Raw genomic sequence first — 14,860 nt, 5'->3', positions numbered from 1 at the left:
AACGTGTGCGCCTTTTTAGAGGTCAAATTTATTATTTTGGTATGAATATAAATTACAAACAAAATAGAAACAAGTATTGGATTTCTTTTGCTATTCTGGTGGGCTTGCTCATTACAGGCATGGCTCTGGCACATAGTCACCGAAAGGAGCAGCCGCTGGGGAGTGTCCAAATTCAAATCAAGCAGCATAGCCCCATAGATACGTTGCATTTCCTAAATGGGAAATTGATTCGTAGTTATTTGAAAAACAAAGCCAAGATTGACTTAGATTCTATCTCCTTAGCCGAACTCAATGTAGGTGAGGTAGAAAAGGCATTGCGACAAAATGAATATGTCCGCCACTGCCAAGTGGCTACTGATGTGCGTGGCAATTTGTGGATAGAAGTAGAGGAATACAAGCCTTTGGCGCGACTTTGGGGCAACGAAACGCCAAGCCGCTACCTAACAGAAAACGCTACTTTCTTTCCTACTTCTACAAATTTTGCCCTTCGTACTCTCCTGCTCACAGGGGCAGGGGTGGATAAAATCCAGCAGGATACGGCTTTTTTTGCCAAAGCGGAAGGCAAAAAACTTTTCGAGTTTTTACAATACATAGAAAAAGATAAGTTTTGGCGGGCGCAAATTGCACAGATTCACCTCGATAGCCGCTTCGAACTAACGCTTTTTCCACAAATCGGCGAACAGGAAATCGAATTTGGAACGGCACAAGGTTTTGAACAAAAATTAGACAAAATAAAAGTATTCTACGAAAAAATCATACCTAACAAGGGTTGGGGCAAGTACAAATCGGTGTCGGTTAAGTATCAGGGACAAATAGTTTGCAAATAGTTTGCAAATAGTTTGTAAATAGCCTGCCAATAGACCATTATCGTCCCCTTGTGGGTTTTCAAAAAAGGCTTCAAAAAATAGAAAACGAGTAGGAATAAGGCTGCCTTGTTCCTACTTTTTTGTTTGTCTTTTGCGAAACTTATTGTAAATTGTGGCTGTTTGTCTTTGTGTTTTTGGCAATTTTTAACTATTTTTGTCTTTAGGCTTGAATAGGGCTATTGTCAAGACCGAAGTCTGAAAAATGGGCTGAAATTTGTTCGAGCAAGCGAAAAAACACAATCATCACTCTTCTACTTTTCAAAATAATATGATGCAAAACGAGAGAATTGTAGCAGGTCTGGACATAGGCACGACTAAAATTTGTGTCTTAGTAGGAAAATTAAATCCTTATGGGAAATTAGAAATCTTAGGCGTTGGCAGAGCGATTTCGGAGGGCGTGAAAGAGGGGGTCATTAGCAACATCAACAAGACCATCTTTGCCATCTCACAAGCCATAGAAGAAGCCGAAAAGTCGTCAGGTATTGCCATTAGAGTCGTCAATGTAGGCATCGCAGGACAGCACATCAAAAGTTCGGTACACCATGGCAGCATCACACGTGGCTCGAAAGATGGCGAAATTACGCTTTCAGACGTAAATCGCCTCACCAGCGATATGTACCGTATCGTTACCGAACCGGGTACCGATATTATTCATGTCATGCCACAACAATACACCGTAGATTACGAACCAAACATCAAAGACCCCATCGGCATGGCAGGGGTGCGTTTAGAAGCGGATTTTCATGTCATTACTGCCCAAACCAACGCCATCAAGAACATCAAACGCTGTGTAGAGCGCGTTGGATTGGAGATAGAAAGTCTTATCTTAGAGCCTTTGGCTTCGGCACTCTCTGTCCTTAGCCAAGAGGAAAAAGAAGCAGGGGTAGCCATCGTCGATATTGGAGGCGGAACAACCGATATTGCCATCTTCAAAGAAGGCATCATCAAACATACTGCCGTCATTCCCTTTGGCGGACACATTATCACTGCCGACATCAAACAAGGCTGTGCCGTTATGCAAAATCAGGCAGAGCTACTCAAAGTGAAGTTCGGACGCTGTTTGGCAGAGGGCGCACCTGAAAATGAGGTTGTTTCTATACCCGGTTTGCGCAATCGTGCGCCCAAAGAAATTTCTATCAAAAACCTCTCTTATATCATCGAGGCGCGTGCCGAAGAAATGGTAGATATGGTGTATAGTGAAATTGTAAAGGGCGGCTTTAAAAACAAATTAGCAGGCGGAGTGGTTCTTACGGGCGGTGGTGCTTTATTGCAGCACTTTCGCGAGCTTTTCGAAAAGCGTACAGGTTTGGAAGTGCGCATTGGCTACCCCAACGAGTATTTGGGCAAAAGCATAGACGATTCGGTCAAAAATCCGATGTATGCTACTTCGGTAGGCTTGGTATTGGCGGGCTTCAAAACCATAGACGAGCGCGAACATTTCCAAACCGAAACTTCAACGGCAGGGCAGCCCGCAAGTATGACTTCAGAACAGCAAGGCAAAGAAAATTCAAAAGGCGGCTTTTTCGCCAATATCCTACGAAAAACCAAGGAACTGCTCATCGACGACTTTGACGACAAATCGTCTTACTAAAAATTTAGCTTTTTATTGATAACGCTGCCGTCTTTGCATTTCCCCAAAGGCGGCAGTGCTATGCTACAAATCCTGATAATGACTCCTCCCTCCAACACTCCTTTCGAGCCTGATGCCTCCGATAGCTCGAAGTTGCGTACCAATGCAATCTCCACAGAGGCTTTTGAAACCTACCTTGCTTCTAATCTCATCAATTCCTCCTACTTCTATGTCGTCGTAACGGATATGCAGGGCAGGTACGTTTATGTAAATGATTATTTCAAAAAACGATTTTCTTATATTAGTCAGAATTTCTTAGGGGTAGATTCTTTAAAATCCGTCTATGAACAAGATTGGGCGATTTGTGGAAAAGCCGTAGAACACTGCCTTAGAACAGGAAAAGGTATCGTCGCAAGGCTGCGAAAGCCCAAAAAAAATACAGACCAAGAGTTCCTCTGGACACAGTGGGAATTTTCCCCCTTCGGTGAAAAAGAGCAGCCCTTAGGCGTAATTTGTATCGGACATGACATCACCAACATCGAGCTGATGAACGCACGCCTAAGACGCTATAAAAGGCGCATCGATAGCCTGCTTCGCGCCATGCAAGAGGGTTTTTATGTCTTAGATGCAGACTGGAAATTTAGAAAGGTCAATCATCAATTTGAAGTCATGGCTTCCTTAAAAGCCAAACAAGTATTGGGCAAGACCTTCCTCGAAGTTTTTGACTACCCTGCGGCACAGGAATTTTTTGACAAAATACAGCAAGCGCGACATAAAGAGAAAAGTTTGCACTTGGAGCAGTATTTCGAAACCGAAAATACTTGGGTAGAATTAAATGTTTATTTTACAGAACGAACTACTACGGTCTTTTTTCGTGATGTTTCTTTGCGAAAACAAAAAGCCAAAGAGTTGCAAGAATCCGAACAAAAGCTACGCGCCATTTTGGATAGCACCTCGCTTTCCTACTTCCTTATCAGCAAAGAGGGCAAATTGCTTGCCTACAACCAGACGGCGGAAAGCAATGTCAAGCGTTTTCTGAAAAAATCGCTTTCCGAAATAGGCTCTTTTCACGAAGTTGTCCCTGCCGCCGACATAGAATTGGCGCAGACGGCTTTCGAGGGCGCGTTTTCAGGGCGCACTATCTTTTTGGAATATGATGCTACAGACCCCGAAACGAAGCGAAAGGTCTGGTTTAAAGTAGAAATTCGTTTGGTAAAAGATAAAAAGGGCGAAATTTTGGGCTTGGGTATCAATGCTACCGACGTTACGCATCGGAAAAAATACGAAATGCAGTTGGAATCCCAAAATGAAAAACTAACCAAAATTGCACATTACCAATCTCACGACATCAGACGACCCGTCGCCAGTGCCTTAGGACTATTGAGTTTGATAGAGGAGGAAATTCTTTCCGAACAAAACCAATACTATTTCAAACTTTTGCGCACCTGTTTAGACGAAGCTGATGCCATTATCCATAAAATTGTGGGTTTGGCGAGCGAATTAGACATAAACGACTAAAAATCAAGGCTTTTCAGCTCGCGCATGTGCTTCAATCTGCCTTTCTAAGGCATTGATATAGCGCAGCCCTTTGAAGATATAATAAGGGTCATGGGTTTGCGGTTTCGAAAACCAGCCCAAAGGCTTGCCTGTGTTATGAATGTGAAAGGCGTTTTCGTAGTCGTTTTTGGTCAGATAATTTCCATACGTTTTTTTGCACCATTTGATAGAATGTGCCAAGCCACGCTCGCTTTTTAGCTCCGAAAGTGGAATTTTGAGTTTGAGGGTATGATAGCCCATGAGTTGTAAAGGTCCCCAAGAGGTTGCTAATTCTGTCAGTTCGCGATTTGAAAAGCCCTCCAAATCGGCTTGTTTTAGGTGGTTATATGATTCCATTTCGCCATCGCGCACCGCTTTGAGCCGCTCAAAAACGTGTGCTTCGTAGCGCGTTTTGGGCTTTTTATCTGCCGAAGATTCCAAAATAATGAGGGCTTTAAAATAAGATTGATGCGGAAAGTCTAATTCTTTACAAATTGCTTCTACTTCTTTGCCGTAATTGCGCTCTACTTTTCGCGTAGCAAAGCGCACATTCATTAAGTCCAAGACGATACTGTTGCGATTTTTCCACCAAAGATAGCCCTGATAGCAGCCAAAAATCAAGAAAATCGCAAAAACGAGGTTAAAGAAAAAACGCATAAGGGTATAAATAAACCTGCCTTGTCTTGCCAAATCGCCCAAGTGGGTGCCTAAAAGGGCAGAGTCCTGCCGCAAAAATGCAAAATTTTTAGCTCCCAAACCAACTTTTTTCGCTAAATTTGAGTATTAACACAAAAGGAACGCCAATAAGCGCGTCTTTGCCACTTCTAACCCTTTGCTATGATGGAAACTATCATTGGGATTGATTTTTTGACTTTCTATGCAGGCATCTGGGCGGCAGCCATGTTTTCGCTCTGGGTCTTTAAAAAGGCTACTGATAATACTGCAAAATTAGGGGAATATCATTCGGAAGACCCCTACCTTATTGCCTATTTGCGCGGCAAAACCAAAGGCTTAACCGAAACGGCTATCGCTGCGCTATTAGACCGAAAGGCGATTGTTTTGAGCGAGGACGGAAAAATGGCGATAAGTCCTAACCTTAACAAAATTGAAAAAGACCAAATTTCGAGCAATCATTTCGAGCAAATTGTCTTAGAGGAGGTTGCACACAAAGAGGAGTCTTTGACAAAACTTTTAGGAAAGTCGTCTAATTTGTTGCAAAAGATGGACAAACAAACCGAAAAATATCCAAAGATGCATTTGCAGGATAAAAAAATAGGTTTGCTTTTTCCTAAAAATGTGATAAGTGTTAGAAAGCAGTTTGCAAACCTTGTAACGGGCGGTTTTGTTGCTTTCGGAGCGTATCGTCTTATCAATGGCATTTTAGCCGACCGTCCCATTGGTTTTTTGCTTCTTATGATGGCAGTCGGAACGGCATTTTTAGTAGGATATGGTCGTTCGCTCAAAAAAGAAATTACCGAGCGCGGAAAGGCACACTTGCGCAAGTTAGCCCTCATTTACAAGCCTTTGCGCCAAAGTTTAGCCGAACAAACGCAAGCCCAAGACGAGGAGAAAAAAGAAGAACTTGTCCCCCATCTTGCTTTGGCAAGCCTATTCGGAATTTCCGCTTGGGCAGCCGTTACGCCCGCCCATGCGGGTCTTGCCCAACACTATCGCCCCACTTCCACGCCCTACGACAGTGGCTATTCGGCTTGCAGCGGCGCGAGCAGTTGCAGCAGTGGAGATGCAGGCAGCAGTTGTAGTGGTAGCAGTTGTAGCAGCGGCTGTGGTGGTTGCGGTGGCTGCGGCGGTTGATTTTGATGAAATTTGTAAAAAAACACAACGAAGGCAATTTTGCTTTCGTTTTTTTGTTTATTTTCGAATATGAAACCAATTATTCACCTACACGATTCGTTGCCTTCTACCAATAGCCACTTGCAAATTTTGGCACAACAAACACAACTCCCCGAAGGCTATACCATTTTAGCACGCAACCAGACAGCAGGCAAAGGGCAGCGCGGCAATCTTTGGGAAGCGCGTCCCTTCGAAAATCTAACCTTTTCTACCCTTCTCTACCCTACTTTTTTGCAGCCCCAAGAGGCTTTTTGGCTCAATATCGTCGTTTCTTTGGCAATCTTAGAAACTTTGCAAAGGGAGTTTAAAATTGCAGTGCAGGTAAAATGGGCAAACGATATTTTCTTTCAAGATAAAAAATTAGCAGGTATTTTGATAGAAAATGAAATTACACAACAAAAAATAGAAAAAAGCATCATAGGCGTTGGGCTAAATGTCAATCAAAAAGAATTTGAAGAAAAAAAAGCACTTTCTCTTTTTCAAATCTTAAATCAAAAACAAGACATCGAGGTTTTGGCAAACCGTATCCTCGAAACCTTTGCCCAAAAATACGAACTTTTGCAGGCGGCAGAACGCGAAAAATTGCGCAATGCGTACCTACAAAATTTGTATCGCTATCAGGAGTGGCACATCTTTTTGGTGGAAGGCAGAAAGGTGGCAGGTCAGATTATTGGCATCGATAAGGTCGGGCGTTTGGCAGTAGAAATGGATAACAAAGTGAAATATTTTGGGCTTAAAGAAATACAATTTCTATGACGGAGGATTTTTTAGCCTATCTATGGCAGTTTCAATATTTTGATAAAAAAAATCTCAAAACCCAAAAGGGTGAGCCGCTCGAAGTGCTTGCCATAGGAAAGCGAAATTCGAATCAAGGGGCTGATTTTCAGGGTGCAAGCCTTAGAATTGGCAAACAGGTGTGGCATGGTAGCGTCGAGCTACACCTGCATGTACGCGATTGGCTGCGCCATGCCCATGAGCAGGATAGCCACTACAACAACGTGATTTTGCATCTGGTTTGGGAAGATGAAAAGGCAAAAAAGGAAAAAAAAGCTACCCCAATTTTGCGTCAGGATAAGACCCCTATTCCCACTTTGGAGCTAAAAAGTCGTGTTTCGCCGCACCTATTAGAAAAATATTACCGCTTTTTGCGAACCGAAGTTTTGATACCCTGCCAAGCAGAATGGGCAACGGTATCGCCTCTTATCAAGACCAACGCGCTCAAAATGGCGTTGCTACAAAGGTTAGAAAGAAAGTCAAATGATGTTTTTCAAATTCTAAACCAAAAAAATAACGATTGGGAGGAAACCAGCTATATATGGCTCTTACGTCATTTTGGTTTTAAAGTAAATAATGAACCTTTTGCTCGCCTTGCCGAAATTTTGCCCTTCAAATCGTTGCGCAAAGTGGCAGATAATCCGCATTTGATTGAAGCCCTTATTTTTGGCATGGCGGGCTTTTTAGAAAATCCGACAACCGCCTATCAAAAGGAATTAGCCCAGCATTTTAGTTTTTATGTGCATAAAAATAATTGGCAATATAAAAATTTAAAACGCCAAAATTGGAATTTTCTAAGATTGCGCCCTGCCAATTTCCCTACGGTGCGTTTGGCGCAAGTGGCAGCCTTGTTACAAAAAATGCCCCATCTTTTTTCTGCCCTAACCGAATGGAGGCAGGCTAAGGAAGTGATACAAACTTTTTCTATCGAACCTTCTACTTATTGGCAGGCACACTATGATTTCGATAAAAAGTGGAAAAGTACAAGTTATTCAAACTTAGGGAAAAGTTCTATTGAAAATTTGCTTATCAATGTTGTATCTATTTTGACTTATAGCAAGAAAAAGTATTACCAAGAGTCTGATGCAGGTTTTCACAGTTTTTTGCTTCTCAAAACTATCAAAGCCGAATCGAACCAGATTACGGAAATTTGGGATAGTTTGAATGAAAAATCTAATTTGGATAAAAAAAGCCTTGCCTTGCCGCATGCAGGGGCAACGCAAGGTTTTATAGAACTTTATAGCCAAGCCTGCCAGCAGCGTGCCTGCCTGAATTGCATCATAGGAAAAGAATTATTAAAGTAATTTTTGTATTTTCTAATTCGCTTCCGCTAACCACTCAAAGGCTTCTTCGGTGTCTTTGAAACGCTTAAAGATGGCTTCTTCGCCTTGTTTGCCGAAGGTTTGGATAAGGTTTGAAGTCCCCATTTCGGTATAAAAACGCTTCGAAACCACTAAGGCAACGCGCCTTTTCATGCCCAAGCGGGCTACGCTATCGGGAAACCACTCGTCGAAAGCCCATTTTAGGTCTTGAGGTGAAACAACTTCTAAATCTGTTTCATTATTAAGCCAGTGTTGGATTTTATGCTCTTCGGCAAAATCAGTAGCTTTGCGCCAAAGGTGGCGATAGTCCTCACTCCTAACCACGCCTTTGTTCCAAATGACGACTAAGGCGTTGAGGTCGGGTTGGTGAAAAATGGTGGCTACTTTGTGGGTGTGCAAGGCGGTTAGTGGGCGCATAAGCATTAAAAAAATTAGAAGGTGAATAAAAGGGACGCGAATTTCTGCTCGAATCTCGAAGAAAAATAAGTTTTTTTCTGAAAAAAGGCAAATTTTTGCTGTTTTTCAAGGTCAGAAAGCACAAAAAGTAGCCTTTGAGGAGGTACTTTTCTTACAACTACGATTTTTTTGGGCGAAGGCAGCAATAGGCAAAGAAAAACTCGTATTTTTACGTTTTCTTTCAAAAAGGCGGCTTCGGGACTATTTTAAGGCTTTGCGCCATACTCTTTATCGGCTTTTATACCTATGTACCACTTCTTTACACTCTTGGCAGGGTCTTTTGAGGCAGGATTTACCTTTCCTTCGCTCGATTTTTTGTTGCATAAAGAAAATGAGCCACTTATTTTCACACAGGTCTTGTTTTGGCTTTTCTTTGCTTTTGTACTTTTTGTGTATCAATTTGTACACCAAAAAACAACCATTCGCAACCTTTTTCTGCTTGTCTTTAGCCTCTATTTTTACTATCTTTCTAGCGGCTGGTATTTTCTTATTTTACTTTTTTCTACACTCATAGATTATTTTATCGGTAATAAAATTCACCAATTAGACGACATCGAAGAAAATGAGGCTCAACGCCGCCTTTGGGTTACTTTGAGTGTGGTGGTCAATCTCTTAGTCTTGGGATATTTCAAATATACTTTCTTTTTTGCAGGTTCTCTAAAAGATATAATTGCATTTTTTACAGGCGAAAATCCTACTTGGATTCCCAAAGACTATTTAGCCGCCCTCGGCAATGTTTTGCTTGGACAAGAAAAATTTAATACCGATAGCATTTTTCTGCCCGTTGGCATTTCTTTCTTTACTTTTCAAACCATTAGTTATTCGATTGATATTTTTAGAAATCGCATCAAACCTGTAGAAAACATCTTAGATTTTGCTTTTTATGTTAGCTTTTTTCCACAATTAGTGGCGGGACCTATTGTGCGAGCTTCCGAATTTGTGGCGCAAATTTATCAGCCCTACAAGCTCTCCCGACGCGAATACGGCGAAGCTATCTTTTTGATAATCAATGGATTAGCGAAAAAGATTCTAATTTCTGACTATATTTCGGCAAACTATGTGGATAGAGTCTTTGCCGACCCTGCCCTTTATAGCGGCTTCGAAAACCTGATGGCGGCTTATGGCTATGCGATACAAATTTATTGCGATTTTTCGGGCTACACCGACATCGCCATCGGATTGGCTTTGCTCTTGGGCTTTCGCCTGCCTATCAATTTTAATTCGCCCTATAAATCATTAAATATCACTGATTTTTGGCGCAGGTGGCATATTTCGCTTTCGGCTTGGCTCAAAGACTACCTTTATATTTCTTTGGGTGGAAATAGAAAAGGACAATTTCGTACCTACCTCAACCTTTTTCTGACTATGTTTTTAGGTGGTCTCTGGCATGGGGCGGCGTGGCGGTTTATGATTTGGGGCAGTTTGCATGGCATTGCTTTGGCGATACACAAACTTTGGCTTCGTTTTGTGCCAATTCCTGCCTCTATCAAAGAAGGAATTGGATATAAAATCATAACAGGTTTGATAACGTTTCACTTTGTCTGTTACTGTTGGCTTTATTTTAGGGCTACCGACGTAGAGGCGGTGCAGGTGATGATGGGACAAATTGTAGGTTCTTTTCAATGGGCAGCCATTCCTACCATCTGGGCAGGCTACTACAAAATCTATGCAGTGATACTTTTGGGCTTGATTTTGCACCTGCTCCCCTCAAAATGGAAGATGCAGGCACAGACGATTTTCATCGAACTTTCTGACCTGACCAAAGCCCTGCTTATTGTGGCGGTATTGCTTCTGCTCTTTCAGTTTAAAACGGCTGGTATTCAACCCTTTATCTATTTTCAGTTTTAGAAAAAAATGAGCCTTTGCCTTTTTAAGGCATAAAATTTGCGCAACGGCTGTAAAAAAGAAGCCAAATTTTCTTTGAAAAGGTCAAATTTTAAAAAAAATCGTATCTTTGCCCTAACATTTTGCTTTACTAAAATTCGGTTGGCATTTTTTGCTCCTCCTGCCCCTTCAAAATATTTTCCAAAATAAGTCTTTTTCTGCTTAGAAAACTTACCGTTTTGCATTTGAATCCTATCCATCTAATTAAAACTTTTTCTCTCCTCTTTTCTGCCTTGTAATCCCAAAAAGGCTCTGGCAGAGGGAAATAGAAAAATTAAGTATGCAGCGCAAAGGGAGTGGATGTGTTTTCGCTAAAAGTAGCCTTCCAAAGGGTGGCAGCCGTTCTCAAAGAAGGCTTTTGGCTTCGAAAAAACACACCGTAGATAAGCGTTTGAAAACTTTTGATTTTTCCGCCCTCGCTTGCAACCTTTTGAAAACCAAAGTGGGTCTTGTAGATAAGAGGCTATCCCTTTCGTTATGCGCCAATTAGAATCACATATCGAAGAAGAACTCATTGCAGGTTGTGTGGCAGGTAAGCGACAGGCGCAAGCCCAACTTTATCAGCTTTTCGCACCCAAAATGTATGCGATAGCTCTCCGTTATTCCAAAACTACGCATGAAGCAGACGATATTTTGCAGGAAGCCTTTTTAAAAGTGTTCCAAAAAATAGAGAGCTTCGGTAGGGAATGTCCGCTGGGGTATTGGATTAAGAAAATCGTCATCAATACCGCCCTCAAACAAAATCGTAGGAAAATCGACCAAGCCATCAAAGAAGAAGTAGAAGACCTACAAATTCCGCAAGGCGGCGAGAGTATTCAGTCGAGCTATAATTTCCAAGACCTACTCCGCATGGTGCAAAGATTAGCACCCAGCTACCAAACGATTTTCAATCTCTACGCCATAGAGGGCTATAAACACAGCGAAATTGCTGAAATGCTCGGTATCAGCGAGGGAACGTCGAAGTCCCAATACTCACGAGCGAGAGCCATCTTACAAGATATGATACTTAAAGAACAACAACGATATGAGCAATTGGGGTAATGATAATTTCGAAGACCACTTCAAGCGTATCTTCGAGGAGGCAGAAATAGCCCCCCCAGATGCGATTTGGAAAAATATTGAGGCGAAACTTTCGCCCCCTTGGTATCGTCGCCCTGCTTTTTGGGGTAGCTTTACCGTCCTGACGCTGCTTTTGGGTTTCCTCTTTTGGATAACGCTCAATCCAAATCCTATCACAACCCAAGTCGCTGCCACGCCGAAAAGTGCTGCACCTTCGCAAGCCGAAACTGCTCCTGCGAAGCAGGCTCTCGCTCATAATTTGGAACAGACTCCTACCAATACAGAATCGCCAAATGCCCCTTCCCAACTTTTAGCACAAGCTACGTCTGCCAACTCTAATCAATTTGAGAAGCCAAATCGGAAAGTTTCCCAAAAGGCTGCAAAAATGGAAGTGTTAGAGCCGAAGCAAGAGAAAAACCAAGAGAAAATTATTGCACTTGCCCAAAGTGAGCCTCAAAAGGAAGCACCCGAAAAGGTGTCGCAAGACGCACTTATTTTGGCAGATGTTTTGGCAGATAAACAATCGGCGATAAGTCTTGAAAATCTTGCTTTTGTCGCCCTTCCTTCCGACCAAAATCCGCAACTTGTTTTCCTACCCCTGATTTCTTTTGAAAGTGAAAATCGGGCAGCCGCACAAACGCCCACTAACGACGATAAACCTGCGCCAAAAAACGCATTGGCTTTGTATGTAGGTTTGCAGGCAGGCATGGGCAGCCAAACATACCGTTATAGCGCACCACAGAATTTGCAGGTAGTAGAATGGAATGGGACAGAAAGAAGTGATTTCCAGACTGATTTGCTCAAAAATCCGCTTCGTAGTACCGTTCAGAATGTAGGCATAGACCTTGCCGTAGGTTTGGGCAAGCGTTGGCAGTTGCAATCGGGGCTTTTCCTTAGCAATCAAGTTGCTTTTAGCCTTGCCACTACCGATTACGAAAGAAGCCCAGACATTGCGTCAGACGAATATTTTCCACGCCCTAACCAATGGTCGTATTCACGCCAAGACCTCACCTTGCCCTTGCTTTTAAGCTATCAGGCAAATGAAAGCGATAAAAAACTAACTGCCTTTGTTTCGGCAGGAACGGTCTTTGTCCTTCGCTTGCAAGAGTCGATGCAAACCGAGCGCGTAGGCGTTTCCTACCTGATGCCCGATAGCCGCCCTTTGGTGCCGCAAATTGCCCTACAAACAGGCTTGCAATATCGCCTTGCACCACGCCTCTACTGGACGGCTGCTTTACAGTACCGCTCCACAGTAGGCAACCTTTTTGAAGGGGGAGGCTTGAAAGGAAGCCAAGAAAATGTAGAAATTCGCACAGGATTGCGTTTCAAACTGACAAAATAGCCTTGCTGCTTTTTTGAAGTCTAAAAACAGCTCGAAAAATAAAAAACCTACAAGACGACAACGTTTTGTAGGTTTTTCAGGTTTAAAAAGGCTATCGGTTTGGCGTAAAAATTACATTTTAGCTGCCAAACGTCCTGCTAAGTCGCGCTTGGTGGTTGCGCCAACTAACTTATCTACCATTTCGCCACTTTTGAAAATCATCATAGTAGGGATACTACGAATACCATAGCGAACAGAAAGGTCGGCATCTTCATCTACATTCACTTTGCAGATGGTTACTTTGTCGCCCAATTCCTCGGCTAATTCCTGAATGATAGGGTTCATCATCTTACAAGGACCGCACCATTCTGCCCAAAAATCCACTAAAACGGGGTGGTCGGCGGCGATGAGGGTGTCAAAATTTTGGGCGGTTGCTTCAATAACTTGTGCCATGTGAGTATAAAAAGGGTTTGAATGTTTTGAAATATAAGGAAAAGACAGACCCTCAAAGAGGCTGCCTCAAAGAAAAGGCTTGGGAAAAGCGCGAAGGCGCGGCTAAAATTTGTACCAAATGAGAGCCGAATAGTTAATTTGCCTTCTGTCTTTTGCAGGCTTTGTTTGAATATATCAAACTATTTTCAAACAAAGTGCATACCCTTACAAACGTAAAGGGGGCTTTTTTGTTTCCTTTCGCAAAGAAAGGCGAAACGGAGGTTTTTGAGTTTGGCTTTAAAAAGCGTTTAAAAGCCCTTTAAAGCCCTATTGAAAGAGCAAAAAAAGCGTGAGCCGTCGCAAATTTAATGATTTTTAGCAGAGTGCTTCCACATTTTCGCGATTATTTTGTGTCGTGGCACTACTGCCAAGCGGAAGCAAGATATGAAAACTTGTTCCTTTGCCCACTTCGGACTCTACTTCTATTGTGCCGCCATTTTGCTCTACAAATTCTTTGCAGACAACCAAGCCCAAGCCTGTGCCTTGCTCCGATTCTGTGCCTTGTTTGGTGAAATATTTTTTACTTTGAAAGATAGTCTGAATTTCTTGCAAGGTCATGCCTACGCCTGTATCGCTGACCGAGATGCGATTTTGGTTTCCTATAAGGGCGTTGCTGATGCGAATTTCACCATTTCGCGGCGTAAATTTGATAGCATTCGATACCAAGTTTCGTAAAATAAAATGAAACATCTGTTCGTCTGCCCAAACGGAAGCAGGCGGTTGCAGGCTGATATTGAGGCGAATTTGTTTGTTTTTTAGCTCTAAATCATAAATGTTTTGTATGTCTTGCGCTACGGTCTGTACCTCAATTTCTGTGGGTCTGTAATTGATTTTTCCACTTTGCACCTGCGCCCATTTGAGTAAGTTGTTCATAAAAACGCCTAAGTTTTCCACTCTGCCCTGCAAATCGTGTGATAGCTTTTGTATCTCTTCGGGTGAAAATACGACAGCATTCTCTTCGATAAGTTTCAAAAAAGCCGAAAGCGAAGCCAAAGGGCTACGAATATTGTGTGAGATGATAGAAAGTAAGCGGTCTTTGGTCTGATTGGCTTCTTCAATGGCTTTATAGGAATCCTGCAACTCTATATTTTTTTGGCGAATGGTCAGATTTTGTGCCTCCAAACTTTTCTGATAGCGCAGTTGTAGATGAAAATGATAGAAAATAAGCGTAACCAAAAGTAAAATCATAAAGGCGGCAATTAGCACCAGCCCTGTCATCTTCGACTCATAACTTTCTACTACCTCTCTCCACCTTTCATTCTCCTCCTTCAAGATGCGTTCTATCTGCCACTCCTCGGTAGGGCGCGTTGGGTTGCTCGGTGTGGCTGAACTATGCAGTTCGGCGACGGCATTTTCGTTTCTTATAGTAGGCGTGTCGTTTTGGGCAAAAAGCGCAGAATAGGGCAAGGCAAAAAATGACCCCAAAAGAAGGCTTATCCAACATAGGGCAAAAGACATAAAGGGCAGGCGAATTGTAATAGAACGAAACCTTTTGGTTCTATATTCGTTTTGTGAGTTATGTATTTTTGGTTTCATGTAGGCTCAGATGGGATAAAAGGTTTCATGGGGTAAAGATAATATTTTTTTTGTGAGTTTTTGTTATAGAGCAAGTAAGTGGTTCTGTTTCAAACAAAATCCTAAGACAACCAATCAGGTGCGCTTATTTCAAGCCCCTTTCAAATCTTTGAACGCAAAAAGATAGTTTTTCGCCTAATTAGGTTGCCCTGAT

General features: G+C 42.4%; 13 protein-coding genes. 9 read left to right on the top strand and 4 right to left on the bottom strand.

Features of this window, described 5'->3' with window-relative positions; genetic code table 11:
* Positions 1-41 precede the first annotated feature (41 nt).
* The 3 genes from G500_RS0106000 (at position 42) to G500_RS0105990 (ending at position 3,954) form a co-directional block, all read left to right on the top strand.
* Positions 42-827, top strand: coding sequence for a cell division protein FtsQ/DivIB (locus G500_RS0106000; RefSeq protein WP_027001920.1), 786 nt, complete (start codon positions 42-44; stop codon positions 825-827).
* 310 nt (positions 828-1,137) lie between these two features.
* A complete protein-coding gene (gene ftsA / locus G500_RS0105995) occupies positions 1,138-2,457 on the top strand; it encodes a cell division protein FtsA (protein WP_027001919.1) in 1,320 nt (439 codons plus the stop codon).
* Positions 2,458-2,472: 15 nt separating this feature from the next.
* Positions 2,473-3,954, top strand: a complete 1,482-nt coding sequence (locus G500_RS0105990; RefSeq protein ID WP_027001918.1) for a PAS domain S-box protein — start codon at positions 2,473-2,475, stop codon at positions 3,952-3,954.
* Positions 3,955-3,957: 3 nt separating this feature from the next.
* Here G500_RS0105990 and G500_RS0105985 read toward each other — a convergent pair whose 3' ends face one another.
* Positions 3,958-4,704 (bottom strand): hypothetical protein, encoded by a 747-nt coding sequence (locus G500_RS0105985; protein WP_154657042.1) that lies wholly within the window; start codon positions 4,702-4,704, stop codon positions 3,958-3,960.
* Positions 4,705-4,809: 105 nt separating this feature from the next.
* On the opposite strand from G500_RS0105985, the gene G500_RS0105980 reads away from it, so the two are divergent.
* From G500_RS0105980 to G500_RS0105970, 3 genes are all read left to right on the top strand, one after another.
* Positions 4,810-5,784, top strand: a complete 975-nt coding sequence (locus G500_RS0105980; protein WP_086047832.1) for a TIGR04222 domain-containing membrane protein — start codon at positions 4,810-4,812, stop codon at positions 5,782-5,784.
* 69 nt (positions 5,785-5,853) lie between these two features.
* Complete coding sequence (locus G500_RS0105975) at positions 5,854-6,579, top strand: biotin--[acetyl-CoA-carboxylase] ligase (protein WP_154657041.1); 726 nt, start codon at positions 5,854-5,856, stop codon at positions 6,577-6,579.
* Positions 6,576-7,901, top strand: a complete 1,326-nt coding sequence (locus tag G500_RS0105970) for a DUF2851 family protein (RefSeq protein WP_027001914.1) — start codon at positions 6,576-6,578, stop codon at positions 7,899-7,901. Before G500_RS0105975 ends, G500_RS0105970 begins: the two co-directional genes overlap by 4 nt.
* Positions 7,902-7,913: 12 nt before the next feature.
* Here G500_RS0105970 and G500_RS0105965 read toward each other — a convergent pair whose 3' ends face one another.
* Positions 7,914-8,336, bottom strand: a complete 423-nt coding sequence (locus G500_RS0105965) for a hypothetical protein (protein ID WP_154657040.1) — start codon at positions 8,334-8,336, stop codon at positions 7,914-7,916.
* 285 nt (positions 8,337-8,621) lie between these two features.
* On the opposite strand from G500_RS0105965, the gene G500_RS0105955 reads away from it, so the two are divergent.
* From G500_RS0105955 to G500_RS0105935, 3 genes are all read left to right on the top strand, one after another.
* Complete coding sequence (locus tag G500_RS0105955; RefSeq protein ID WP_051203320.1) at positions 8,622-10,223, top strand: MBOAT family O-acyltransferase; 1,602 nt, start codon at positions 8,622-8,624, stop codon at positions 10,221-10,223.
* A 513-nt stretch (positions 10,224-10,736) separates the two neighbouring features.
* Positions 10,737-11,300 carry an RNA polymerase sigma factor gene (locus tag G500_RS0105940; protein ID WP_027001909.1) on the top strand — a complete coding sequence of 188 codons (564 nt, stop codon included), beginning with the start codon at positions 10,737-10,739 and terminating at the stop codon, positions 11,298-11,300.
* Positions 11,284-12,660: a hypothetical protein gene (locus G500_RS0105935; RefSeq protein ID WP_027001908.1), complete on the top strand. Its 1,377-nt coding sequence runs from the start codon at positions 11,284-11,286 to the stop codon at positions 12,658-12,660. The genes G500_RS0105940 and G500_RS0105935 overlap by 17 nt, the downstream gene beginning before the upstream one ends.
* 111 nt (positions 12,661-12,771) lie before the next feature.
* Here the strand turns inward: G500_RS0105935 and trxA are convergent, their stop codons facing one another.
* Together trxA and G500_RS0105915 are read right to left on the bottom strand one after the other, a co-directional pair.
* Complete coding sequence (gene trxA / locus G500_RS0105930) at positions 12,772-13,092, bottom strand: thioredoxin (RefSeq protein WP_027001907.1); 321 nt, start codon at positions 13,090-13,092, stop codon at positions 12,772-12,774.
* Between the two features lie 354 nt (positions 13,093-13,446).
* Complete coding sequence (locus tag G500_RS0105915; RefSeq protein WP_086047829.1) at positions 13,447-14,667, bottom strand: sensor histidine kinase; 1,221 nt, start codon at positions 14,665-14,667, stop codon at positions 13,447-13,449.
* Positions 14,668-14,860 lie beyond the last annotated feature (193 nt).

The organism is Hugenholtzia roseola DSM 9546 (assembly GCF_000422585.1).
Classification (GTDB): domain Bacteria; phylum Bacteroidota; class Bacteroidia; order Cytophagales; family Bernardetiaceae; genus Hugenholtzia; species Hugenholtzia roseola.
The sequence above is the reverse complement of the archived record's forward strand: the minus strand, read 5'-3'. Positions and strand labels throughout refer to the sequence as shown.